Origin of the sequence: Staphylococcus sp. Y174-1 (genome assembly GCF_049897865.1) — a bacterium.
In the GTDB taxonomy this organism is placed as follows: Bacteria; Bacillota; Bacilli; order Staphylococcales; family Staphylococcaceae; genus Staphylococcus; species Staphylococcus saprophyticus.
In genome coordinates this window covers 394,662-419,804 of sequence record NZ_JAFCXB010000001.1, presented here as the reverse complement: position 1 = coordinate 419,804, position 25,143 = coordinate 394,662, and the positions used below count along the sequence as shown (strand labels likewise).

Genomic DNA, 25,143 nt, shown 5'->3' with positions numbered 1-25,143 from the left:
ATTTTGAGATATAATATTTCTCGTATTTTTGGGACAATTATTGCTTTACCAGCAGCAGTTATTGCTTGGTTTGCTAGTATCTTTGCATTAGATATATATTTTATTTTCGATGTGTTAGTAGCTGCTGCAACATTTATTGTATTTTACTTTCCTACCCAACGTTTAACTTCTAGAAAGTATCTAAAAGAAATTGGTTTGTCTCGTCGAGATTATCATTTTGTAAATGGTCAATTAAATAATGCTCAGGATAAAATTAGAAGAATATTTAAAACATTTGTGAATGTTAGATCGATTAAAGATTTTAAACAAGTCAACGAGATATATCGTTTATCCCGTGCAATATATTTTGCTGTTAAACAGCGACCAGGGTCATTTTTCAAGGTGGAGAGTTTCTTTTACTCTCATATAGATAATGCTTTAAATTTAATTGAAGCTTATACGAGATTATCTAAATCACCTAAAAAATCTAAAGAAGAAAAACAAAAATTAGAACAAACGCGCATCACATTAGATGAAGTGAAACGAACTTTGGTTGCTGATTTAAGAAGGATTAATGACGAAGATTATAGCCAGCTAGATATTGAAATGGAATTGAATAAAATTGAGCAGAAACGCAACAAATAAATAGATAATTAAAGGCAGAATGGAGTGGAATTTTATGGCTAGAGAGCAAGACTCAATTAATTCGCATCCATTGGATAAGTATATTGATGAAAACTCAGCAAATGGGTCTGAAATTATAAAAAGTTCAAGTCAGTTTTCTCATGAAGATCAACAAAAAATTGATAAATTGAGCAAACAAATTAAACCAATGGATAATGATGGTTTGTTAAATTATGGTACCGAAGCGCAATCGAATATGTCACAATTCTCACACCGAATTTTAAATGAAGTCAAAACTACAGATGTGGGACCTGTAGGTGACTCATTAAACGGATTAATGAGTAAATTAAAATCGGTCAATCCAGAAGAATTAAATCCGGAAAACCAATCCAAGCTGAAGCGTATTTTTAAACGAACAAAGGCATCAGTTAATGAGATATTTTCAAAAATGCAATCTGTCGGTTCACAAATTGATCGTATCTCAATTGAACTAGATAAACATAAAAACAATTTAAAAAAAGATATAGATATGTTGGATGAATTGTATGATATGAATAAAGACTATTTTGATGAGTTATCATTATATATAGAAGCTGCTAAACACAAGCAATACGTTTTGCAACAAGATGAAATCCCTAAATTGAGAGAACAAGCGAAATCTACGGGAAATCAAATGGATGTGCAAGCTGCTTCTGATATGGAACAATTTGTTGATCGTTTAGATAAGCGTATTTATGATTTACAACTATCAAGACAAATTGCTATACAAACTGCCCCACAAATACGAATGATACAAAATGTGAATCAAGCACTTGCAGAAAAAATTCAAAGTTCAATATTAACGAGTATTCCATTATGGAAGAATCAAATGTCTATCGCACTGACATTAATGAGACAACGTAATGCGGTTTCTGCTCAAAAAGCAGTTACGGATACTACAAATGATTTATTACTAAAAAATTCCGAGCTGTTGAAACAAAATGCTCTAGCAACTGCTACTGAAAATGAGCGCGGAGTTGTGGATATTGAAACATTGAAAACAACGCAAAAAGATATCATTGAAACGATTGAACAAACGTTACAAATTCAAGAACAAGGCCGTACGAAACGTAAACAGGCTGAATCAGAATTAAATGAACTTGAAACAGAATTACAAAATCAATTGTTAGATATGAAAGAAAATAAATAATTAAGTATATAAAAACACGGAATTACTGTGATAAGTAATTCCGTGTTTTTTAGTGCTTATTATCTGAAGATCTTTCTTCTAAAATGTTATCTTTAGTATGATCTTGTTTATTTTCAGTAGTGATTTTTTGTTCAACAGCTAATTTATGCGCAATTTTTGGTGCTGTCCATATAGCCGGTAACATAATGATTGATATGGGAACGGCGGTGATGATGATAAATGATTGAATAGCGTTAATACTACCCTCACCAATATTTATCAAGATAATAGAAATAACACCCATAATGACTACCCAGAAGAGCCTAATCATTTTAGGTGGATCTCCCTCTCCAGTTACTGACATAGATATTGAGAATGACATCGTATCCGCAGTTGTGATTACGAAAATTAAAGTTAGTAATAATAATACAATGACCAGTGCAGTACCTAATGGTAGATGTGATGCGATTGATATAACTGCTGCTGGCAGTCCATTATCAGCTAATGGGTTACTAATCGACCCACTATCTTTAGTTTCGTAAAAGAGGCCACTACCACCAAGTATGGAGAACCATAAGTGCGACACAACAGCAGCTACTATAGAAACGAGTAAGAATATCTCTCTGATTGTACGCCCTTTTGAAACACGTGCAACTAACATGCCCATTAATGGCCCGTAACCAATAAACCAGCCGAAAAAGAATAACATCCATGCTCCAGCCCATTTGTCATCTCCTCTGAATGTACTAATTTCTAAAAAGTGAGTAAGATATACGCCGTAAGAAGAAATGAATGTATCAATAATAAAACGGCCAGGCCCTATTAATAAAATAAATACGGCAAGTGCTAAAGCAAGCCATACATTAAGTTTACTTAAAAACTGTATCCCTTTATCAATACCTGTCGTGGCAGAAATTGTAACAACGACCATTAAACCAGCTACAGATAAAATTTGGGTGATAATATTATCTGGGATACCAAATATACTATGTAACCAATAACTAAATTGGAAACCAAAGAAGCCGATTGTGCCAATTGTACCTGCAACTGCACCTAAAATACAAAATACATCGATCATCCATCCAATTTTATTCTTTTCAATTTTACTTCCAAAGATTGGATACAACAGCGTACGTGGACGCATTTTCATGTTTTTATTGTAGTGTGCATACATAATAATAATGCCACTGACTGCACCATAAACTGCCCATGCTGTGAATCCCCAGGATGTAAAGCTTTGTGCCATGGCAGCCGGAATGGCTTGAGTACTGCTATTTTTAATATTTGGATCCATTGTTGGCGGTACATCTATAAAATAATACATTGGTTCCGCTGCTGCCCAAAAAATCGCACCAGCTCCTAAACCAGATGTTATTACAATAGCAGCCCATCTGAAATAACCCATTTCAGGTTTAGAGGCATTACCTAATCTTACGCGTCCGTATTTGGAAAAAGCTAAAAATGCTCCAACAGCAAAAGTAGCTAGCAGTAAAACTTGCCAAAAAGCACCAAAATATGTAATTGAAAGCTGAAATCCTTTTTGAACTAATGTTGATGTTGTCTTAGTGAATATTGATGACATCAGTACAAATAAGACAAGTATGCCCCCGCTTATTAAAAATACTGGCCAATCTAGTTTTTCTTTCCATTGAGAATATTTAATATTATTCGACTCCTCTATGTTACGTGTTTTCTTTTTCAAACGATTTACATTGCTTTAGACCAAAATGTTAAAAAGTTTAATTATGACGAAACACTTGAAGTAAAGAGTATAGCTTACTTTTGAAAAGTAATCAATTGGGCATTTAAAATAATTTGATTCTATAATTATAAAAATATTTAAAAATAGCTTTATAATAGTAAAAGAAGATTCCGAAAATAATTGGAATCTTCTTTGAAAATTTATATTTTGTTTTAGAGATGATTATAGTTATTCTTTTTCATACACAATCGGTTTTTGTTTTTTAACCATTGTCGCTACAATATATCCAATAATTGTAGTTACAATCGCGATTGGGAACCATTCTAATGAATATGATTTTAACGGTAAACTATCAATGAAGCTTAATTTTATCCAACCTTGTGTATGGATTACACTGAGGATTGATACAATAGAAACGATAGCGACTGGTATTTGTTGTGCAATGGGTTTTGTTGGTACAAAACGAGCTAATAAAATAAGTAGTACGGATGTAATCGCAATAGGATAAACAATACTCAATACAGGTACAGACATTGTAATGACAGAGTTTAAGCCTTGATTAGCTAAGATAAAACTAATTAATGTGAAAATAATTACGTAAATTTTGTATGAAATTCTTGGGAAAATTCTATGGAAATACTCTGATACTGCTACGACTAAACCACAAGCTGTAGTTAAACAAGCAAGAGCAACAATAATGCCTAATAAATATTTACCAAAAGTTCCAAATCCAACACTTGCCATTGTAGTTAATAAATAGGTACCGATATTTTGATCATTTGCAGTCAAACTCGCGATTTTTTCTTGAGAAACTGCCATATGATTGCCGATGTAGCCTAATGATATGTAAATAAACATAAGTGCTACGGCAGCAATAATACCAGCCATCAATGTTTGTTTGAATATTTTATTTGCATGTGTGACACCCGTTGCTTTTACTGCATTTACAACAATCATTGAAAAAGCAATCGCAGCAATCGCATCCATTGTTAAATATCCGTTCGTAAATCCTTGTGAAAAACCACTGAAGTTTGATGTGAAAGCATCAGTTGCTTGGCTATGTGAATTACTACCGTAATCAACGAATCCTTTAACAATCATTGCTAAGATAGTGATCAATAGTAACGGTGTTAATAATGATCCAATTCGATCAACCATTCTGCTAGGATTAATACATAAATATAAAACAATTAAGAAATAAATAACTGTGAAAATAAATAGTGCTAAATTACTATTCGTATTTGCTATTGGCGTAACTGTCATTTCGAATGAAGTAGATGCAGTACGTGGAATTGCAAATAGTGGTCCGATTGTAAGATATATAATAATTAAAAATATGATTGAAAATTTAGGTGAAATTTTATTTAATGAACCAATGTAACCTTGTTTATCCAATGCACCTACAATAACACCTAACAGAGGTAATCCAATACCTGTTAATGCAAATGCGAGTATGGATGGCCAGAAATATTGCCCACTGTCTAAGCCTAAGTTTGGTGGAAAAATGAGGTTCCCTGCACCAAAAAACATTGCAAATAGTGTGAAACCTATAATCCATGTATTTTTATTCATATGTCGTTCTCCTTCTAACCAATAAAATAATATTATCTATTCTATCATGTTTGATTAGATAACGTCTATATAAATTTCAGAATATTTAAAAATATAAAAGCCATTTATAACTATTTGTTTTATTAAAAAGACTTTAACAACAGTTTTTTTAATAATGGTGACAATTGTGCAGGTAAATTTTCAACACCTTCAACAAATAAAGCATATTGACCATAGATATTATGGATTGTTTGTTCAATGTCTTCTGTAATAGGTTCTTGACTAAGGAAAACATTAAACACTTCGATACCCATTTTACGAGACATCTCAACAGCTTCATAAGTATCTAAGATACCATCTTGACTATAATTATAGGCAGACGGTTCACCATCTGAAAATACAATTAAAAATCTTTGATTATGTGAGCGACGCATTAGACGCTCACTTCCAACTCTAATAGCGACACCGTCCCTATTATCATCTTGCGGTTCAAGCGCCATAATTCTTGGCCCATCTTTTTCTAATGTTGAATGATCATAAGAAATGATTTCATCAATAATATTTGGTTGGTTAGCATCGTCAGCATCAAAGGCATCTTCATTAAAGGCTAGAATCTCGTGTTTGACATTTAAAGATTTTAAGGTTTCATGAAAAAGGACAACCCCTTTGATTGTTTCTTCCATTTTATCTTGCATACTTGCTGAAGCATCAATAAGTAGCGTGAAAGTAGCATCGAAAGATTGACTTAAGTCTTGTTTTTTATAGAATAATTTGTATTGGTCATCAATGAACCAATTTAATAAATTCTTTTGCAGTCTGCCTTTAGTTAAATTATGTCGCTCATCAACATGTTCTCTGTCTATGGTCTTCTGGATGATTTGTATTAAATCTTTTATTTCAAATTGAACATCTGATTCAACGTTTTTGTATGCTTGTACATATTGTGGTTCAATATCTGGTATATTCCATTTAATTTCAACTCGCTCATTGATGCCTTTTAATGCAAAAGCTTGATTTTGTCCGACTGAACCGCCCTCATCGTCATCGATTTGATTATTGGTTAGGCCTTTCCCTTTTTTGGTTTGCATGTCAGTCATATCATCGCTTGCATCACCTTCGCGTGCGTTATCATTGTCCCCCATGACTTCACTATTTTCACCTTCATGTAATTCCATTTCTAAATAGGCACCACCTTGAGAAGCACTATCTTGATGGTTAGATTCCATGTCTTCACTAACTGTATTGTCATCACTTTGCTCTTCTGATTTGCCATCTGAATTACTGGCATCAGTTCTTGTTAAGTCTTCGAATTTGAGTGCCTCAATCGCTTCGTATACTTTTTTAGGTAAGTGATAATACTCATTTAACATATCTTCTTTTAATATGTCATCAATTTGATACATGATTCTTTCTGCTAAATACATATTGTCTTCAGACGATTGATTATAGAAAAAATTATGCAAATACATATACATATTGTTTAAAATATCGTCAATATGTGGATGGATTTGAGGAATATCATAAAAATTTTCAGTTATAAAAGATGCTTCTAAATGTAAAAATAGTAAGTCAGTGAAAGTGGTTTTAGTTTTATATACTTTAATTTGTGTTTTCGTATAATTTAACCGTACCTCTTTACGCATTTGAATAGCGGGTTGAATCGATGGACGTTGTCTTGCAATGGCATTTAAAATACGTTGATCTTCAAGTAATTTGAATAGTTGTTGGAAAAATTTTGGATGTTGAAATGTTGTATTATGAATCACTTCATTAACGATTTGTTCATCCATCATTTGATAACCATAAGCAGCAAGCATGACATCGGTCTTCAATCCTGTAGTTTCTATTGCTATATCTCTATGTGACCAAAATGAACTTGTAATTAGGGTATTGTTTATTGGATCATAATATGGAAATTTTTGTATTTTTACTTGTGTTTGATCATTTTTTAATAAAAGTCGGGCTAAATCTTGAAGCATCATGACTTGCTTAGCGTCTAATTGTTCATCATTAAATTTTATAAAACGATCACTCATGATTATCCCTCACTAAAAATTTAATTCTACTGCATTTAAAATAGCTTGTTGCTCACGTTCATCTTCTAGTTTGTCTATAATTGTACGTTGTATTGCACGTTCGATAGGCATAATCGTAGCTAAATCACTTAGATCTATTAATGCTCTTATACTTGCCGCTTCTTCAGAAATTTGACCTTGTTTTGTCATTGTACGCAAATCTTCATTGAATTTAATGATTTTTTGAATCATTATGTCATCACTGAGTTGGCTTTGTTGTTTGATTACATCACTCAAAATATCTCCATCAATATAATCTACTTGAATAACAACGAAACGGTTTTTTAATGCTTCATTCATTGGTAATGTACCAATATAACCTACGTTGATAGCTGCGATCACATTAAATCCAGGTGCTGCATTAACGATTTCACCTGTAAATGGATTAGTTAATTTTCTACGATAATCTAATACACCATTTAATATAGGTAACGTTTCGGGTTTGGCCATATTAATTTCATCTATATAAAGAATATGACCTTCCTTCATAGCTTTTATGACGGGCCCATCAATAAATACTATTTCTTGTGACCCATTTTCGTTTGTTTGTATTGTTTTAAACCCGAGAAGACTTTCTGCATCTAAATCAACGGAACAATTAATTTGGTGCATAGGTCTATTCATTGTCTCACTTAATGTTTCAGCTAATTTTGTTTTTCCTGATCCAGTCGGTCCTTTTAGTAATATATTTTTATTAAGTTGCATTAATGATTGCGCATCATTGAATACAGTTTCATCTCTATTAATATAATTGGTATTTGCCATCACTTTATAATCTCCTTTTTAAAATGGATAAAATAGTTAGTTTTTCAATCAATAAAAATAGACTGGGGCATGAATCGTTAATCGTTCGTTTGCCCTAGTCTTATTAGAAAAGTATTATAAATACGCAAACAGTGTTCTGCGTACAGTATTCAGTTTAAACTTCTTTAAAATAATCTTTATAATAACCACCGACAAGTCCAGAGTTATCTATAATTTGATAATATTCTTCAGTTTCATTGATAACATCATACTGCTTACCAATTGTTAACATATCAGAAACAGTAAATTTTTGTGCATCTGTATGTACGACTTCTACTTTCTTTATAGGTGTATTATTTTTCCAAGTTTCATGTAACATAATATATACCTCGCTTATTCTTTGATTTCTAATGTTAATATGAAAGTGATACCACTTTTTTCACTAATTCTAAGAGATTTTTCGCCATCTTGATCTAATGATTGATAAGGAATGCCTATAGATTCTAGTTGTTGTAATGCATTCTGGAACTGTGCCTTAGACTCTGTAGCGAATTCAATTTGTTCAACGATACCATGTTCAGGCATTTTAATCTCTTCGGAGGAAGCATATAAATGCAATTCTCCACCTAAACCACCTTCTCCTATACGAAATACTTGTACTTTATAATCCGCATCTGGATGTGGTGCATATTCAGCAAAGTGTGTTAAACCGAATACTTTATCTAAAATAGATTGAGTTAATAATAATTCATTGACCTTAAGTAAAACAGGACCTAACCCTTGAATTTGATGTAGTGGGTTAACAGTGCTATCAAATGTAGGCATACCTAAAGGTGCACCTATATTATGTTCATTTGAATAAATATTAAAAGACTGTTTATTTTGATCTTGAAATTCAAAATAGTTATGTCCATTCAAATCTGTTACTTCACTATGCTCAATATGATGCTGATCTAATATGGTTTTATACTCATCTAGACCTTCATCACTTGGAATTCTCAAACCAATATTTTCAATATGATTATAATCATTTTGATATTTTGGAATTTCTACAAAATGAATACGTGTCCCAGAAGTGAGTTCAGCGTCTCCAAAACGTAAAGCATTGCCTTTATCAGCAACATTTAATCCAAGTATGTCTTTAAATAAAGTCTTAGTTTTTTCTAAATTATCTGTCCCGGTTGTTACACTTCTTAGACCATTCATTATATTAACCCCTTTATTTATCACTTTTCAATTTATTATAACGTATTTTTAATGTGATTAATATGATGATGTTTGTTAGTAAAGAACGTTTTATGAATTTTTAAGATTATACATTGGACGTTTTTAAAATATGTATTAATATAGATATATAACGTATTTAAAATTTTTAATGAAAGATTAAAAAATAGATGGAATATGATATATAGGAGGTAGAAATATGACTGGTGTATGGATTGTTTTTGCAATAACGGTACTTATTGCTGTTTATTCTGGCATCACTTTCTTTTCTAATTTAAATAGTAAAGCGAAAGAAAAAAATGCCAACGCTAAAAGTGTTAAGAAGAATAATATATATGGCATAGTATTCTTGGTCTTTTTAATTATTGCCATTATAGAATTATTTGTATATATAGCGTAAATACTTAAATTTCATATTGTTAAATTAAGGCTTAGCTTTATGAAATTGATTAAGCATGAAAATAGCCCATCGATTACTTGTTTAAGTGAGCGATGGGCTATTTTCATTCTAGTATTTTTTTTTATATAAATATATTAAGGGGCAAAAAGCAATAAATTGGTAAGCAAATGAAATTAACACTAGTACAAGAAAGTTAAGGTCATATATTTGTATTGAATCCTCTGTTAAATAAGATAATAAATTATTGATCGGTGGTAGTATCCATAATATCCATTTTGTAAAAGGAAGGTTATTAACAATTATTATTTTGATTAATGACACAATAATGAAAAATACAGTAATCAGCCACCAGTAAGGTTTAAAAATAATATTTGTATTTGTTATGTAAGTACCTAACAAAATACCAAATCCCCCCATAAGTATGTGGATGATTAATCCTATGAAAAATAAATTGAGTGTCATTGATTTATCAAAATTACCAAGTAATATTGGATAAAATAGAGATATGATGTTTAGCGTAAATACTATAAGAAATATGTAAGTCATTTTAAAAATTAAATACTTGAGTTTTGAAGATAATTGAATATAAAATACATACCGTTCATTAATAGAATCAGTTTTGAAATTAGTTATAGTCAGCCAAGTTGAAATGATATATAGGCCTACTGAAGTCGATCCATAACTAGATAAAATAGGAATGTCTGTGTATATATAAATACCAACGACCCAGATTAAATATAAAAATATAGGTGCAATGAATTGAAATGATTTAATAAATTTAATATTTTCATATTTTAAAAATGTTAGTAATATACTACTCGTCCTTCACTTCTAGTATTTTATAATTATGCTTGATTAAGTTATTCAAAATAATATTTGTATCATTTCTATCTATGTATATTTTTATTGAATTATTATTAATATTAATTTGATTATGTATTTTCTGAACTAATACTTGAGGAAAATTGATAGATGCATTTTTAGAAGTCAAAAATGTAATAGCTTTAAATTTAGGGTTTGTATTTATTGTCTTAAATTTGCCGTTATGCAAATTTAATTCATGTGTTGCAAATGATTGAACGATATTGCTTTCATGAGAAGTCAAAATAATTGTTTTTGTTTTTGACAGTTTTTTTAATTAAGAAATAAAGTTACTCTCTGTTTTTTTATCCAAGCCATTAAATGGTTCATCAAAAATAAGTATTTCTCCATTTGATAACAATGCTTGTATGATATTTATTTTTTGCAATGTCCCTTTTGAAATTTGGTTTAATTTATCTTTTTCAAATGAAGATAAATTAAATGATTTACTATAATATTTCCAATTATGGTCATAGTTATTATTTAAGTTTTGTATCGTTTCTAAAAATGTATGGACTTTTATTTTTAAATTATTTGGAAATTTATCAGGCGCATAGGCAATACGACCGTTAGTCTGAATCTTACCTTTTGTTGGTCGTATTAATTGTGCTATTAATTTTAATGTAACACTTTTTCCTATACCATTGTCGCCCTTGATTAACGTAATGGAACCTTTTGGTATTTCAAAAGAAAGATTAGAAACAATATATTTATTATTAAGCTTTAAGGAAACATTTTTCGCATTGACTGCTACATTCAAACTTATCATTCCTTTTTATATTAATCTTTACTATATATCAATTGAACAACACCACTTTTAAATGTGTTTGTTTGTATGTGTGATAGATTAAGTTGTTTATGGATATTTTCAAAGAGTGGTTTACCTGTCCCTAGTACAACGGGATGGATGGATAGCCGATATTCATCTATGAGGTCGTGTTTAATAAATGACGTAATGAGCTCCGAACCACCATACAACCATATATCTTTTTGTTGTTGTGATTTGATGTCATTCACTGTTGTATACATGTCCTTAGGTTTAATAAATTGTGTTTGGTCATGGTTGAAACGTGTTTGGTTGGTAAATACATATTTATTTTTGCTATGAATTAATTGCCACATCAATTGATCATCGTTTTCTTGTTCATCATCAGGCGTATACGATCCCCATAAGTCATAGCTTTTACGACCATAAATGATAGCGTCAATTTAGTTTAAAAATGCAGTGAAATTCATCTCAGGCTCCATGATACACCAATCAATTTCTCCATTTGGTCCTTCAATTAAACCATCTAAAGTAACAGCTAAATCTAATATGATTTTGGAGTTGTTATTCATGTAAACACCCTCATTTCGATAAGATTATATCAAGTGTAATGGAAGTGCTTTTCAAATATCAATTAAAGTGTGTACATTTAATTGCAACGTTTTAAATATATTAAACCAACATCGATGAATAAAAAATGGTAGCATCGTCACTTAAGGACGATACTACCATAGAAAATTTTGAGGTATTAAATACTGTCGAATTGTACTGTTTTAAGTGATTCTGATGATTTCTGTATGGCATCAATCATAGCGATAGAAGTTAATGCATCCTTTGGATGAACGTAGTTATTACTATCATTATTGATGCAGTCATAAAAGGCATTAATTAATTTTCCGTGACTTGGCCCGTAATACGTTTTGTTACCGGTCATTTTTTCATCTTCAGCAATTTTTATCTTTTCGCCCGCTTCATTAACACGAGTAAGTATATTATCTTTGATTGTAAATTTTTCATTTTCAAAGATAATCTGTAATTCAACACTTGAATTTCCGAAATTCGCATTTGTAGCAAAGAACATACCATTTGCTTTGTTTTCAAACTTGATATGTGCAGAGGCAGTATCTTCTACTTCAATATCGTAGTCCAGTAACTGAGAAACAGTGCCTTTGATTGATGCAATTTTTCCACATAAAAGTTGCATTAAATCTAATGCATGAGTGGTTTTAGTGATTATTCTAATTTCTACAGAAGATTTAAAACATCTTATGGTTGTAGTTCAAGAAAATATTATCAGCGACATTTAACGTCATGATGCTTAAAAGCATTATGACGATATCTGTCACCTGTAATTAGAATGGTATTTATTGTGGTGATAAAAGACTAACAATTTAAGGAGATGTGATGAAAGCAAATGCATTACACATCTCAGTTTCCGTAAATTAATGTAGAACAATGCTAAAAGCTACATAAATTAACAGGCATGACATAATAATATTAAATAGTAATTCATGTTTGGTAATCCATTCTTTTAAGAGCGTACCTATTGCAGCCCAACTTAAAGTACCTAGAAAGCCAATAAAAGCCAATAAAATTACTAAATTCAATTGCACTATCCAAGTGGAATAATTAGGTGTCACAAAAGTTGAGATAACTGTTAATGCATAAATTACACCTTTTGGATTAATAAATTGAAGTATCATTGCATATTTTATATTACTATATTTTTCATCAAAGGATTTTTTTGGCCCACCGATTGAACTTATTAATACTTTATAAGCTAAATATAAAAGATAAATAAAAGCAAAAATTTTCATGTATATTTCAATTTTAGGAAAAACTGTATTGAGTGATTCATTAAAAATGTTGGATAAACACAGTAAAGCTAAAAAACCAAATCCAACACCTAATGAAAAACGAAATGCTTTTTTAAAGGTTAAATTTTGCGAGAAAAACAAGGCCATAATATTGTTTGGACCTGGTGTAAAGCTTGCTACAACAGCATAAATCAGCATGTTGAGTAGTAACAACGCACTCCCCCCTATCGTGAAAAACGTTATAAAGTTTTTAAATGCGTTATAGCGTTTTTACTTTAAAGTATACTTTATGTACGTTATATTGTAAATAGAGGTGTTTAAAGAATGAAAGAAATCAATGATATTATTGCTGAAAATTTAAAACTCTATAGAAAACAAAATGGATATTCACTGGAACATTTATCGTATCTTACTGAAGTAAGTAAAACGATGCTAGGACAAATTGAACGTAAAGAATCTATACCATCCATTACGACACTTTGGAAAATAGCTAATGGTCTAAAAGTGTCATTTACTGAGCTTACTCAAGAAAATGATGAAATCATTAGAAAGATCACTTTGAATGATATTCAACCTTTAGCATCAGAAGATAATAAATATCAAATTTATCCGTATTTTAAATTTGATATTGAGAAAAAATTCGAAAGCTATATGGTGCTTATTGAGCCTGGAGGGACTATGAGCGGCGAACCACATGGATCTGGCACTATGGAATACATAACCGTATTTGATGGCACATTGACGCTAACATTAGCAGATGAGCAATTTATCATTAAAGAAAATGAATCAATAAAGTTTAATGCGAATATGTTTCACAATTATGCTAATAACCATGATGCAACGATTCGTATAAATATGGTTATACATTATTAATAATAAAGGCATCGACACCACTAAAATGTGGAATCGAGGCCTTTGTTTTATAGAATATAAAAATGTACTCTTAAGATTAATGATTCTCATATCGACGTGTTTATAATGCTGATATTTAATTTATTAAACGATTAAAAATCATTTCTTTTTCATATTCTCTTTTCCTAATATAAAATACGATAGTAATAAACCAACACCAACTATTATCAGACAAAGTACTATTCTCCCTACTAATGTTTCAGGCATCGGGAAAATATAAAACATTGTACACATAACTAATGCCATAATTATACCGAACCTCAATGAATTTTTAAGAGTCATAAAATCACCTCTTTTTTATTGATAACCCCAATTAGTACCTTGAAACACGTAATTACCAGCGGCATTTTTTACAGATTTCATATTTATATAAACACCCTTACTTATGTCTAAGGCTGAACTAGCCATAGCACCTAGGAGACTATCAATAGATCCACCTAAAGGATCGCTTGTAGCCAAAGTTGCGAATAATAATTTTTTCAAAATCATTCCATCTTCTCTACTTAATTATTTATATCAAATATATTATATCATTTTATAATGTAAGCGATTTATTTTTTGCTAAGTGTTTGATTTTATTTCATAACTGTTGTAATATGCCTGTTTTTTGTCACAAAATACAAGCTAGTAAATCAAAGGACTCATAATTTAGGAGAGATCCCGTGTGTATTTCAAAAATGCATAAATACATAAAAAATACAACGACGTTAAACGCCGCTGTATTAGTGTTAGTAAACTATTTTGTGTTGTGGATTAAGATTCTAATAGTAAATCTTCTGGGTTTTCAATTAATTCTTTGATTGTTTTTAAGAATCCTACTGCTTCTTTACCATCGATAATTCTATGATCATAGCTTAATGCAATATACATCATTGGGCGATTTTCAATTGTATCTGCATCGATAGCAATTGGACGCGTAATAATTGAGTGCATACCTAGAATTGCAGCTTGGCTACCATTGATAATTGGTGTAGACATCATTGAACCAAAGATACCGCCGTTGGTAATCGTGAATGATCCATTAACCATGTCGTCTAAACCAAGTTTTTTGTCGCGTGCTTTCTTCGCTAAGTTGCCAATTTCATCTTCGATTTCAGCAAAGTTTTTCTTATCGCAATCTCTGACGAAAGGTACAAGTAAACCATCTTCTGTAGATACGGCAACTCCAATATCATAATATTGTTTAGTAATCATATCGTCTCCATCAATTTCAGCATTGACTTCAGGATATTTCTTCAATGCAGCAACTGCAGCTTTTGTGAAGAATGACATGAAACCAAGTTTAGTACCGTCGTGATCTTTAATAAATTGTTCTTTTTTACGTTTACGTAAATCCATAACATTTGTCATGTCAATTTCATTAAATGTAGTTAACATAGCTGTGTTATTAGAAACTTCTAATAATTTTTTCGCTGCTGTTTTCTTACGACGAGACATTTTTTCTCTGATTACAGGTTTTGATGGATTTTGTTGTGTTGGTTTTTTCGTTTCTTCTTTAGGAGCCGGTTGTGCTTGTTGTTGAGTGCTTGTTTGAGTTTGGCTTTGATCAACATGTTCTTTTCTAACTACATCATTTGAAGCTGCAGCTATTTCAGATAAATCAATACCTTTTTCGCGTGCGTATTTACGTGCAGATGGTGTTGCATTAACGCGTTGGTTATTATCTTGTGATTTATCATCTGCATCATTGCTAGTTGATTCAGCTGGTTGCGCTGATTTGTCGTCTGTAGATGTTTCAGTTTCTTGTTTAGGTGCTTCTTGTTTCGCAGGTGCTTCTGAAGTGTTATTACCACTGCCTTCACCTACAACTGCAATAGCTTGGCCTACTTCAACCGTATCGCCTTCATTTGCTAATAATTCTTGAAGTACACCAGCTTCTTCTGAAACGACTTCAACGTTAACTTTGTCCGTTTCTAATTCAACGATAGCTTCGCCTTTATCAACGCTATCACCGACTTGTTTTAACCATTCTGCAATGGTACCTTCTGTTATGGATTCTGCTAATTCTGGAACTTTTACCTCTGGCATGCTTAACTTCCCCCTAGTTAATGTTTGTACTTTGTTCTATTATCATATTTTGTACGAGTTTGTGAATTTCACCGTCACCTTCAGCTGGCGCTGAACGTTGTATACGACCATGATAACTCAAATCGTATTTGTCTGTTGTTAACTCTTTTAGATAAGGATATACGAATGACCAAGCCCCTTGATTTTTAGGTTCTTCTTGTACCCAAGCTGCATGTTCTAAATTAGGTAACTCGCTTAACAATGCATCGATTTCATCTGCAGGGAAAGGATACAATCTCTCTACTGCTACAAGTAAAATTGACTCATTTGGATTTTTTGTCAGATACTCTTTTAAATCAATAAACATTTTTCCTGATGCTAAAATAACTTTTTTAACAGATGCTTTATCATGTGCTTCTGGTAAAATAGGTTCGAATTTACCTGAAGTGAATTTGCTGATAGGATCTGCAACTGTTTTATTACGTAATAAACTCTTAGGCGACATCACAACTAAAGGTCTCATAGATTGTGTACCTAAGTTAGCAGCTTGTGCACGTAATAAATGGAAATAGTTACTAGAGCTAGATAAATTAACAATTGTTGAATTATTTTCACCGGCAAGTTGTAAAAATCTCTCTAAACGTGCTGATGAGTGTTCAGGACCTTGTCCTTCAAATGAATGTGGTAAGAATAGTGTTAGCCCAGAACGTTCGCCCCATTTGGCACGAGAACTAAATAAGAAATTATCAAAAATCATTTGAGCCATATTTGAAAAGTCACCATATTGGGCTTCCCAAATTGTCATACATGATTTATTTTGAACATTATAACCATATTCAAAGCCCACTACTGCGGCTTCAGACAATGGTGAATTACGCACTTCAAACGTTGCTTTTTGGTCAGGCACATTGTGTAATGGAACATATTGTGCGCCTGTGTCTGGGTCATGTAATACAGCATGACGATGACTAAATGTACCACGTTCACTGTCTTGGCCAGTTAAGCGTATAGGTGTACCATTTTGAGTTATTGTAGCAAATGCTAATTGTTCTGCTTGAGCCCAATCAACTAATCCGTCTTCACTTTCAAATGGTTCTCTACGTTTTTCTAATACTTTGTTAAGTTTTTTCAGTACATTGAAATCTGATGGGTACGATAGCATTGCATCGTTGATTTCTTTAAGTTGTTCATAGCTTACTTCTTCATCTTTAGTTTGGATTGGTTCTGCCAGACTATCTGGTTTTTGCATATCTGGATTATCCATTTTATCGTTTTTATCGATTTTGTCATGAGCTGCACGTAATGTATTTTGAACATCATCAAAAATTTGATTCATTTGATCTTCAGAGATAATGTTTTCATTTACGAGTTGTTTACCGTATAGGATATCAACAGACTCATGCTTACGTATTTCATGATATTGTAGTGGGTTTGTGATGGATGGTTCGTCCATTTCATTATGACCGTAACGACGATAGCCGACTAAGTCAATCACGACGTCTTTGTTAAATTCTTTTCTAAATGCCATTGCAATTTCTATTGCTTCGATTGTAGCTTCAACGTTATCTGCATTGACATGCATGATTGGCACATCATAACCTTTAGCAACATCTGAAGAATATGTTGTTGAACGGCCATCTTCAGGTTCAGTCGTAAAACCAATGCGGTTATTAGTAATGATGTGAAGTGAACCACCTGTTGAATAACCTTCTAGATTACCTAAATTCATTGCTTCAAAGTTAATACCTTGACCTGGGTAGGCAGCATCACCATGTATTAAAATCGGCATTGATTTTTTAAATTCAGTAGTAACTGCACCTGGTTTATCTGTTGTATCTTGATTTGCACGAGTCTTACCTAATACTACTGGTGCGACGATTTCCAAATGACTTGGGTTATTTGCTAATGAAATGCGTTGTTCACTACCGTAAGATTGCGTAGTTTTAACACCACCAAGATGATATTTAACGTCTCCAGTCCATCCTGAAGTTAATTGTAGGCTACCGTCTTCAGGTAAGAATTTCATAGGATCTGTGTGCATAAATTCAGAAATCATCATTTCATAAGGCTTTTCTAATACGTGGGTTAATACATTTAATCTACCACGGTGTGCCATACCTATTTGAATATTTTGTATGCCTTCATCGCTCGCAATTCTTAATGTCTGTTGAAGCATTGGTACTAAAGTATCTACACCTTCAATAGAAAAACGTTTTGCGCCTACGAAGTTTTTATGAAGATACTTTTCAAAACCTTCAACATGAGCTAAATTTTTAAATAATTCAATTTTTTGATTGTCATTCAATGTTGCTTTGTATGGAGTTTCAATTCTGCGTTTTAACCATACACGTTCACGATTATTGTTAATGTGCGTATATTCAAAAGCGATAGGACCTTTGTAGCGTTTTTCCATACGCACAATCGCTTCATAAGCATTATCGTATATGTCTTTAAAATGTTCAGACACAATACCTGCTGAAATAGATTCTAATGTTTCTTGATCTAAGTTGAAGTCTTCGATGTTTAATTTCGGTACGTTTTCTCTTTGAGGTCGGTTTACAGGATAAATATCTGCCAATAAATGCCCATATTGACGAATGTTATCGATTAGGCGCATAACACGTTTGATTGTGCTATCTCCTTTAGTCACATTTGATTGACCTTCTGTGTTTGTTGCGATGTTTGCTTCACCGTTTTTAATTGTACTAAATAGGACTTGTAAATCTTCTGGAACTGCACTAGGATCGTCTAGATATATGTCATATAAGTCTAAAACATATCCAAGATTTGCTCCGAAATTTACAGGTGCCTCGGAAACCTGACTTTCGTTGCTCATATTACACCCTCCACAAAATAGTTGAAACGCTTACAAATCAATAATAGCACTTATTATATACAAATTAAAGTACCAATAGCGCACTTATTACTAAAAAAGCAGAACCTTTTTTACTTTGGTTCTGCTCATAAGTTTTATATATAATAGGGTGACATATATGTTGTTAGAAAAAACATTTTGCACCAATTAGTTTTGAATGTTAAAAAGTAATCTTAAACGTTGTATATTTACCAACTTCACTATCGACATGTATAGTACCATTATTTAGTTCTATGATTTTTTTAGCGATAGATAATCCCAATCCATTACCACCTAATTTGCGAGAACGTGATTTATCAACTCTATAAAATCTATCAAAAATAAATTCTATATCTTCTTTAGGTATACCCACACCGTGATCAGTAATTTCAATAGAAATTTGTTTGTTTCTCAACTTTGTTTGTATCTGAATGTATTTATTTATCTGATCATATTTCATAGCATTATCAATAAAGATGATCAGCATTTGTTCAAATTGATAACGATCAATTCTTATGTTTAATGGTTTAGGAAACGCATCGAATTCAAATGTATAATCACTGTGCAATTGTGATAAAGATTTAATTCGAGATGCAATCTCTTGATTTATCTCAACATTTTCAATTTCACCGTCTCTACTGTTATTATTGTCTTTTGTAAGTAATAATAGTTCTTCTACAAGTTTTGTAATTCTTGTCATTTCTTCTAATGAAATATCTAAAGACTCTTCTAATATAGCAGCATCTTTTTTACCCCAGCGATTGATGAGATTAAGATGGCCTTGAATGATCTGTAAGGGAGTACGTAATTCATGTGACGCATCTTCGACAAATTGTCGCTGTTGATTAAAAGATTCTTCCAATTGGAGCATCATCTCATTAAATGTCACAATTAAGTTGTCTGTTTCTTCGTAATTTGTACTTAATTCTACTTTTTCTTGGAAACCATCTCTCCGAATTTGTTGCATCTTATTCGACATCAATATTAACGGTTTTGTAATTTGCGAAGAAAAGAAATAACTAATAATTGCAGTTATAAACGTTGCTATCACACCAAATATTAGAGCGATAAAATATAAAGAGTTTACAAGTGCTTTATAGTCTTCTAAAGAATGCACTATCACACTGTAACCATTAAATTTTGGTGACTCAATATGATCTGTGATGATGAGATAATCTTTTTTGTGATCACTTTTAACTGCTATACGATTTACATTTGTCGGTGCGATATTCGGAGAAAACGTAATGGAGTTATCATTTGATGTTTCCATTAATTTGTGACCATCTTCATTAAATAACATGACTTTTTGAAAATTACCTAAGGATGCATTTAAATCAAGTGGTGTGACGTGTTCAATTTGTTTAGATTCAAATAATTTAACTATATCTTCTGAACTACGTTCAGCCTCATCTACTTCATTATGTCTTAATGAATTACTGAGGAAGAAAATGATTATGATGCTAAAAAGAAAAATGGTTAAAAACGTAATCGTCGTAGTAATCAACATCCATTTAGTTTTAAGTTTACGTTGTTTCATTGTCTTACCACGTACCCTACACCGCGTACTGTTTCGATACACTTATCTTTACCAAAGGGTTTTAATTTGTTTCTTAAATATCGAATGTAAACATCTACTACATTTGTTTCTACTTCTGTATCGTATCCCCATACGTCCGTAATGATTTGTTCCCTTTGCAGAACGTGGTTTCTGTTTTCAGCTAGTAAAAATAACAAATCATATTCTGTTTTTGTTAAATCAAGTGGTTGTCCATCCACAGTGACTTTAAAAGCATCTTTATCTATAATGATGCCTTTGATATCGATTAGATTCTTTTTTGGTTGTCTTCGTAACATAGCTCTGATTCTTGCTAATAATTCTTCTATATCAAACGGTTTAACGATATAATCATCCGCACCGTAATCCAAACCAGCCACCTTATCGTAAGTATCACTTTTAGCAGTGATGATAATGATAGGTGTAGTTTGATTTTGACGAATCTGACGACAAATTTCTAAACCATTTATATTCGGAAGCATTAAGTCTAAAAGAATTAAATCATAAGTATTTGATAATGCTTTTTCTAAACCAGGCTTCCCATCATATTCAATATCTACGTCATAATTTTCATGTTCAAGTTCAAGCTCTATAAAACGCGCAAGGTTTTGCTCGTCTTCTACTATTAAGATTTTTGTCATATGTAGCACCTCAAATTATATATTATAATAAATGCTTGTTTGTAGAAAGTTATTGCATAAAAATTTCAAAATGTTTTTAAAATACTTCATGATTTTAATCACTTTTATTGTAATATATAGGTATTTCATAAAATTTGAAAAAATTATTCGAATTCAATTGACAATCATTCTCAGTGTTGTATAATGTAATTGAAAATGATTATCAATACCAAAAATAAGACATTCCCCCCCACATATTTCGTTCTTATTTGGATTGTTCATTTTCAAAAATATCCCCTTTTATATGCCCGTAAAAGACTAACGTTGCGAGACAACGTGAATATAAAAACCGGTTTTACATTGTGAAATCGGTTTTTATAATAAATTTTGACACATAAAAGCAGTTAGATGAATTTATTCACCTAACTGCTTTTTTACTGTGTTTTTAAATAAATTATAAGTTACATCAGACACTATGGATGCACATAAGTTGAATTGAATGGAATTATACTTGCAATTTATGGCGTAATATTAATGTTGATAATACGACACAGAATGCGCCACCAATAATACCTGCTATAATATCTGTAGGATAGTGTACACCAAGATAAACTCTTGATGACGATATCATAATGATAAATAAAGCTGAGAGACCAATCATAAAGGCTTTAGATTTACCCTTCATAACTCGATTGGCGATATATATCGTACTTCCAAAGAATGCTGTAGAACCCATCGCATGACCACTTGGGAAACTAAATCCTGAGATATCAATAAGTCGAAGTAGCGTTGGACGTTCTCTATCAAAGATATTTTTAAGTAATGGGTTTAATGTACTCGATAAACTCATTGCAATTGCGAAAAATAAAGCCTCAATATTTAAACGTTTTAACATTAAATAAGCAACGAGCAACAGAGATAAACAAACCATTGCCCAAACTTCTCCAACTTTGGTTACACCGAGAAATATCGTTGTGGTGATGAAACTTTCAGAAGAATAAATGAACTCATATACTTCATTATCAATCCACTTTCCCAGTCTTGATTCGTGGAAGAATGCAATGATGCCAAATATTAACGTAAAAATAATGAGTAATGATATTCTTTTCCAACGACTCATTGCATGTACCTCCTATTCGCTTAAAGCATCGTTTATTATCTTTTGGAATAAATCCTGACGCGTAAAGCTTTCTTTATATGTTTGCATTTGTTTAATGATATCATCGCGATTGGTTTCAATTTCTCTCAATTGTGTTTTTAATTCATTTTCAGTTAATGTATCTTCGAGAATTGTTTTACCAAATCCTTTTGATTCAAAATGTTTAGCATTGTCAATTTGGTCGCCACGTGATTGATCTAAACCTAAAGGAATTAATAACATTGGAATGCGTAGCGCTAAAAATTCATAGATAGCGTTAGAACCAGCACGACTAATCACTGTATCTGTAATAGCAAGTAAATCCGTTAAATCATCTTTAACAAATTCAAATTGAATGTAATCTTTAGTGCCAACATATGAATTGTCTAATAGCCCTTTTCCAGTTAAATGAATGACTTGGTAAGACTCTTGAAGTGTCTCGAGATTTTGTCTTATAATGTCATTCAATTTTTTACTGCCTAGACTGCCACCCATGACTAATAATACTTTTTTATCATTATTAAATTCTGTCAGTTGATAACCTCTATGTTTATCTCCAGTTTTTAAGTCTTCTCTCACTGTTGCACCAACAAAATTTGCTTTATCTTTAGGTAAATAATTTAATGTATCTTCAAAGGTAGTATATATTTTTTTAGCGAATTTTAATGAGATTTTATTTGCTAAACCAGGTGTTAAATCAGATTCATGTATAATCGTAGGGATTTTTAAAGATTTTGCAGCAATAACGACTGGTACTGAAACAAATCCCCCTTTAGAAAATAGTAAATCAGGCTTTTCTTTTTTTAGCACACTTCTAGCATCTAATACACCTTTTAACACCTTAAATATATCTTTAATATTATCCCAAGAAATATACCTTCTTAATTTACCACTAGATATAGAGTGGTATTTAATTGAAGGTAATTGAGATTCAATCATTTCACGTTCAATCCCATTTTTTGATCCGATATAAAAGGTATCGTATCCTTCTTCTATTGCAGTTGGAATCAAACTTAGGTTTACGGAAACATGTCCAACTGTACCTCCACCGGTAAATGCGATTTTCGTCATAATATAACCTCTATTCTTCTAAATTTTTATAATAGGCATAAAATGGTTCACCTTTATTAAAAGGATGATAATCAATTTTTGCTTCGCCTACTTTGCTAAAGCCAAATTTAGTAAACAGTCCTTGTGCGCGCTTATTTAAAGCAAATGTATCGGTTAATAACACATGAATATTATGATCCAGTGCTAAATTAACTGCAAAATCAAATAGTTGCGTTGCAGTACCTTTATATTCAGATGATCCTGCCAATCTATGAATAACGTAGGCACCTTTTCTGTCAATTGGCCATTCTAATTCATCATACCATTCTGATTGCTGTTGGTCGACAACTATAAAAGCATAAATAATAGAATTTTCTTCTAGAACAAAAAGTGTGTCTTTTTCAATATCTTCTTCAAAATGTTCTTCTAAAGGATAATGTTCATCCCATTGATTGTTGTTGTCTTGCTTCATAATAGTTTTAGCTTCTTCTACAATGTTTAAAATACTAGATAAATCATTTTTATTTGCTTTTCTAATCATAAACCGATGACTCCTCTTAAATTAATTTAGTTTTTTTAAAAGCTCATTTAATACGGTGTCTTCTTTGTTTGCTTTTTCAACAAGTTGCTGTGTGAATTTTTCATTCGTTGACTTGTTAAATGTGCCATTTACATCTAAATTATTTTTCTTTTGGAAGGATTTGAGTGCATCCTCTAGTTCGCTATCAAATTCAGTAGACTGATTATTAATATGATAGCCTAATGCATTCAATCCCACCTTCATTGTTTTAACATTTTTATCATCGTCACCCAACTGATATGTTTTATTGCTTGGGATAACATTTAATGATTGATATGCAGGTTCTTCTATTTTCTTATCAGGAGTAATGCCTTTTCCATGAATATAATGAGATTTTGGCGTTAACCATTTCATATTAGTGAATTTTAATAATGAACCATCTTCAAATTCTCGTGTAGTCTGCACAATGCCTTTACCAAATGTTTTTGAACCATAAACTTTGGCTTTATTATAATCTTTCATAGCACCTGTGAAAACTTCTGAAGCACTAGCTGAGCCTTTATTTACTAAAATAGAAACATCCATATCTTTGGCTTCTTTTGAGGCATCATTTGAAGCCTTAATTGCTTCTTTATGTTTGCCTTTTTCTAATTGAACAACTGTTTCATTTTTATCAATGAAAATGTTTGCCATTTTAACAGCTTCATCTAATAAGCCTCCAGGATTATTACGTAAATCCAATACAATTTTACGGATGCCATCTTTGTGTGCTTTAATGATGGCAGATTTTAATTCGCCTGATGTACTATTTTGGAATTTATTGATAGTAAAGACACCGACATCGCCATGTTTTTGGTATTCAACACTTTTGACATGAATTTTATCTCGTTTTATTGTGATGTCGTGAGCTTGTCCACCGCGTTCAATGGTTAGTGTTACTTTTGTACCTTGTTTTCCTCTAACTTTTTTAACAATTGCTTCTAAAGGCTGTCCTTTAATCGATTTACCATTCACTTTAGTAACCACATCTTTAGGCTGAATTCCGGCCTTTTCAGCAGGTGATTGTTTCATAGGGCTTGTAATTTGAATTTGATTCCCTTTCTTTTGCATTTCAGCCCCAATACCTACAAAATCACCTGATACATCTTCATTAAATGATTTAGTTTCTTTTTTGGTCATATAGTCTGAATAAGGGTCATCCAATTTTTTTACCATACCATCAATCGCTGCTGTCCCCAGCTCTTCTGAACTAGTATCTTTATAGTATTCATCATCTAGTGTTTGATAAACTTGCTCTACTTTTTTCATCTCAGCACGTTGATTACTATTTAAACCACTTGTCCAATGACTGATCCCAATCGTTGCAAATACTGCAATCACAGCAGTTACAAGTATTGTAACTATTAATATAATAATAAAGTGACTACGTTTGAAATTTATTTGTTTCTTTGTTGATTGCGATGATGCTTTTTCATTTACTTCTTGATTCACTTCAGTTGTGTCTTTACTTTCTGACATTTAATCACTTCCAATACATATGTAAAAAATTAATATTGTAAAAAATCATTACAAATAA

At 31.7% G+C, this 25,143-nt stretch carries 22 protein-coding genes and 1 pseudogene; 4 read left to right on the top strand and 19 right to left on the bottom strand.

The window, feature by feature from the left end:
- The first annotated feature begins 3 nt into the window (after positions 1-3).
- Both ACP7BT_RS02195 and ACP7BT_RS02190 read left to right on the top strand, forming a co-directional pair.
- Positions 4-624 (top strand): 5-bromo-4-chloroindolyl phosphate hydrolysis family protein, encoded by a 621-nt coding sequence (locus ACP7BT_RS02195; RefSeq protein WP_426303718.1) that lies wholly within the window; start codon positions 4-6, stop codon positions 622-624.
- Positions 625-658: 34 nt separating this feature from the next.
- On the top strand, positions 659-1,792 hold the full coding sequence (locus ACP7BT_RS02190) for a toxic anion resistance protein (protein ID WP_002483315.1): 1,134 nt from the start codon (positions 659-661) through the stop codon (positions 1,790-1,792).
- 49 nt (positions 1,793-1,841) lie between these two features.
- Here the strand turns inward: ACP7BT_RS02190 and ACP7BT_RS02185 are convergent, their stop codons facing one another.
- From ACP7BT_RS02185 to ACP7BT_RS02160, 6 genes are all read right to left on the bottom strand, one after another.
- On the bottom strand, positions 1,842-3,473 hold the full coding sequence (locus tag ACP7BT_RS02185; protein WP_426303717.1) for a BCCT family transporter: 1,632 nt from the start codon (positions 3,471-3,473) through the stop codon (positions 1,842-1,844).
- Between the two features lie 228 nt (positions 3,474-3,701).
- A complete protein-coding gene (gene brnQ3 / locus ACP7BT_RS02180) occupies positions 3,702-5,045 on the bottom strand; it encodes a branched-chain amino acid-like transporter carrier protein BrnQ3 (RefSeq protein ID WP_041080688.1) in 1,344 nt (447 codons plus the stop codon).
- A gap of 122 nt (positions 5,046-5,167) precedes the next feature.
- Positions 5,168-7,060: a vWA domain-containing protein gene (locus ACP7BT_RS02175; RefSeq protein ID WP_041080686.1), complete on the bottom strand. Its 1,893-nt coding sequence runs from the start codon at positions 7,058-7,060 to the stop codon at positions 5,168-5,170.
- Positions 7,061-7,072: 12 nt separating this feature from the next.
- Positions 7,073-7,864 (bottom strand): ATP-binding protein, encoded by a 792-nt coding sequence (locus ACP7BT_RS02170; RefSeq protein WP_041080685.1) that lies wholly within the window; start codon positions 7,862-7,864, stop codon positions 7,073-7,075.
- 154 nt (positions 7,865-8,018) lie between these two features.
- The gene (locus ACP7BT_RS02165) at positions 8,019-8,222 is read right to left on the bottom strand and encodes a DUF6501 family protein (protein WP_002483310.1); all 204 of its coding nucleotides are present in this window, start codon (positions 8,220-8,222) and stop codon (positions 8,019-8,021) included.
- 14 nt (positions 8,223-8,236) lie between these two features.
- Complete coding sequence (locus ACP7BT_RS02160) at positions 8,237-9,049, bottom strand: lactoylglutathione lyase (protein WP_041080684.1); 813 nt, start codon at positions 9,047-9,049, stop codon at positions 8,237-8,239.
- A 217-nt stretch (positions 9,050-9,266) separates the two neighbouring features.
- Here ACP7BT_RS02160 and ACP7BT_RS02155 point away from each other — a divergent pair, with 217 nt between their 5' ends.
- The gene (locus ACP7BT_RS02155; protein ID WP_041080683.1) at positions 9,267-9,467 is read left to right on the top strand and encodes a hypothetical protein; all 201 of its coding nucleotides are present in this window, start codon (positions 9,267-9,269) and stop codon (positions 9,465-9,467) included.
- Between the two features lie 1,138 nt (positions 9,468-10,605).
- Here the strand turns inward: ACP7BT_RS02155 and ACP7BT_RS02150 are convergent.
- The 4 genes and pseudogenes from ACP7BT_RS02150 to ACP7BT_RS02135 all read right to left on the bottom strand — a co-directional run bounded on the left by ACP7BT_RS02150 (position 10,606) and on the right by ACP7BT_RS02135 (position 13,124).
- Positions 10,606-11,088 (bottom strand): ATP-binding cassette domain-containing protein, encoded by a 483-nt coding sequence (locus ACP7BT_RS02150; RefSeq protein WP_228482877.1) that lies wholly within the window; start codon positions 11,086-11,088, stop codon positions 10,606-10,608.
- A 20-nt stretch (positions 11,089-11,108) separates the two neighbouring features.
- Positions 11,109-11,666 (bottom strand): annotated as a pseudogene (locus tag ACP7BT_RS02145) (dihydrofolate reductase family protein).
- A gap of 176 nt (positions 11,667-11,842) precedes the next feature.
- Positions 11,843-12,298, bottom strand: coding sequence for a Gfo/Idh/MocA family oxidoreductase (locus ACP7BT_RS02140; RefSeq protein ID WP_232010341.1), 456 nt, complete (start codon positions 12,296-12,298; stop codon positions 11,843-11,845).
- Positions 12,299-12,536: 238 nt separating this feature from the next.
- Positions 12,537-13,124 carry a LysE family translocator gene (locus tag ACP7BT_RS02135; RefSeq protein ID WP_228160924.1) on the bottom strand — a complete coding sequence of 196 codons (588 nt, stop codon included), beginning with the start codon at positions 13,122-13,124 and terminating at the stop codon, positions 12,537-12,539.
- Positions 13,125-13,235: 111 nt separating this feature from the next.
- On the opposite strand from ACP7BT_RS02135, the gene ACP7BT_RS02130 reads away from it, so the two are divergent.
- Positions 13,236-13,784 (top strand): helix-turn-helix domain-containing protein, encoded by a 549-nt coding sequence (locus tag ACP7BT_RS02130; RefSeq protein WP_002483302.1) that lies wholly within the window; start codon positions 13,236-13,238, stop codon positions 13,782-13,784.
- Between the two features lie 336 nt (positions 13,785-14,120).
- On the opposite strand, the gene ACP7BT_RS02125 is transcribed toward ACP7BT_RS02130, so the two are convergent.
- From ACP7BT_RS02125 to ACP7BT_RS02085, 9 genes are all read right to left on the bottom strand, one after another.
- Entirely contained in the window at positions 14,121-14,282 is a 162-nt protein-coding gene (locus tag ACP7BT_RS02125) for a hypothetical protein (protein ID WP_228480997.1), read from the bottom strand.
- A 294-nt stretch (positions 14,283-14,576) separates the two neighbouring features.
- Positions 14,577-15,851, bottom strand: coding sequence for a dihydrolipoyllysine-residue succinyltransferase (gene sucB, locus ACP7BT_RS02120; RefSeq protein ID WP_041080679.1), 1,275 nt, complete (start codon positions 15,849-15,851; stop codon positions 14,577-14,579).
- A gap of 13 nt (positions 15,852-15,864) precedes the next feature.
- Positions 15,865-18,666, bottom strand: a complete 2,802-nt coding sequence (locus ACP7BT_RS02115; RefSeq protein ID WP_041080678.1) for a 2-oxoglutarate dehydrogenase E1 component — start codon at positions 18,664-18,666, stop codon at positions 15,865-15,867.
- A gap of 199 nt (positions 18,667-18,865) precedes the next feature.
- The gene (locus tag ACP7BT_RS02110) at positions 18,866-20,191 is read right to left on the bottom strand and encodes a HAMP domain-containing sensor histidine kinase (RefSeq protein ID WP_370874425.1); all 1,326 of its coding nucleotides are present in this window, start codon (positions 20,189-20,191) and stop codon (positions 18,866-18,868) included.
- Between the two features lie 26 nt (positions 20,192-20,217).
- Positions 20,218-20,880, bottom strand: a complete 663-nt coding sequence (locus ACP7BT_RS02105; protein WP_041080676.1) for a response regulator transcription factor — start codon at positions 20,878-20,880, stop codon at positions 20,218-20,220.
- Between the two features lie 484 nt (positions 20,881-21,364).
- Positions 21,365-21,979, bottom strand: a complete 615-nt coding sequence (locus ACP7BT_RS02100; protein WP_041080675.1) for a phosphatase PAP2 family protein — start codon at positions 21,977-21,979, stop codon at positions 21,365-21,367.
- Between the two features lie 12 nt (positions 21,980-21,991).
- Positions 21,992-23,068, bottom strand: coding sequence for an undecaprenyldiphospho-muramoylpentapeptide beta-N-acetylglucosaminyltransferase (locus ACP7BT_RS02095; protein WP_041080674.1), 1,077 nt, complete (start codon positions 23,066-23,068; stop codon positions 21,992-21,994).
- 10 nt (positions 23,069-23,078) lie between these two features.
- On the bottom strand, positions 23,079-23,588 hold the full coding sequence (locus ACP7BT_RS02090; protein WP_002483294.1) for a GNAT family N-acetyltransferase: 510 nt from the start codon (positions 23,586-23,588) through the stop codon (positions 23,079-23,081).
- A gap of 21 nt (positions 23,589-23,609) precedes the next feature.
- A complete protein-coding gene (locus ACP7BT_RS02085; protein ID WP_002483293.1) occupies positions 23,610-25,085 on the bottom strand; it encodes a S41 family peptidase in 1,476 nt (491 codons plus the stop codon).
- Positions 25,086-25,143: the final 58 nt, after the last annotated feature.

Coding starts and splice junctions, on each gene's coding strand:
- ACP7BT_RS02090 (WP_002483294.1), bottom strand. CDS start 23,588: ATGATTAGAAAAGCAAATAAAAATGATTTATCTAGTATTTTAAACATT.
- ACP7BT_RS02165 (WP_002483310.1), bottom strand. CDS start 8,222: ATGTTACATGAAACTTGGAAAAATAATACACCTATAAAGAAAGTAGAA.
- ACP7BT_RS02155 (WP_041080683.1), top strand. CDS start 9,267: ATGACTGGTGTATGGATTGTTTTTGCAATAACGGTACTTATTGCTGTT.
- ACP7BT_RS02175 (WP_041080686.1), bottom strand. CDS start 7,060: ATGAGTGATCGTTTTATAAAATTTAATGATGAACAATTAGACGCTAAG.
- ACP7BT_RS02170 (WP_041080685.1), bottom strand. CDS start 7,864: ATGGCAAATACCAATTATATTAATAGAGATGAAACTGTATTCAATGAT.
- ACP7BT_RS02100 (WP_041080675.1), bottom strand. CDS start 21,979: ATGAGTCGTTGGAAAAGAATATCATTACTCATTATTTTTACGTTAATA.
- ACP7BT_RS02190 (WP_002483315.1), top strand. CDS start 659: ATGGCTAGAGAGCAAGACTCAATTAATTCGCATCCATTGGATAAGTAT.
- ACP7BT_RS02110 (WP_370874425.1), bottom strand. CDS start 20,191: ATGTTGATTACTACGACGATTACGTTTTTAACCATTTTTCTTTTTAGC.
- ACP7BT_RS02115 (WP_041080678.1), bottom strand. CDS start 18,666: ATGAGCAACGAAAGTCAGGTTTCCGAGGCACCTGTAAATTTCGGAGCA.
- ACP7BT_RS02105 (WP_041080676.1), bottom strand. CDS start 20,880: ATGACAAAAATCTTAATAGTAGAAGACGAGCAAAACCTTGCGCGTTTT.
- ACP7BT_RS02160 (WP_041080684.1), bottom strand. CDS start 9,049: ATGAATGGTCTAAGAAGTGTAACAACCGGGACAGATAATTTAGAAAAA.
- ACP7BT_RS02130 (WP_002483302.1), top strand. CDS start 13,236: ATGAAAGAAATCAATGATATTATTGCTGAAAATTTAAAACTCTATAGA.
- ACP7BT_RS02095 (WP_041080674.1), bottom strand. CDS start 23,068: ATGACGAAAATCGCATTTACCGGTGGAGGTACAGTTGGACATGTTTCC.
- ACP7BT_RS02085 (WP_002483293.1), bottom strand. CDS start 25,085: ATGTCAGAAAGTAAAGACACAACTGAAGTGAATCAAGAAGTAAATGAA.
- brnQ3 (WP_041080688.1), bottom strand. CDS start 5,045: ATGAATAAAAATACATGGATTATAGGTTTCACACTATTTGCAATGTTT.
- ACP7BT_RS02140 (WP_232010341.1), bottom strand. CDS start 12,298: ATGCAACTTTTATGTGGAAAAATTGCATCAATCAAAGGCACTGTTTCT.
- sucB (WP_041080679.1), bottom strand. CDS start 15,851: ATGCCAGAGGTAAAAGTTCCAGAATTAGCAGAATCCATAACAGAAGGT.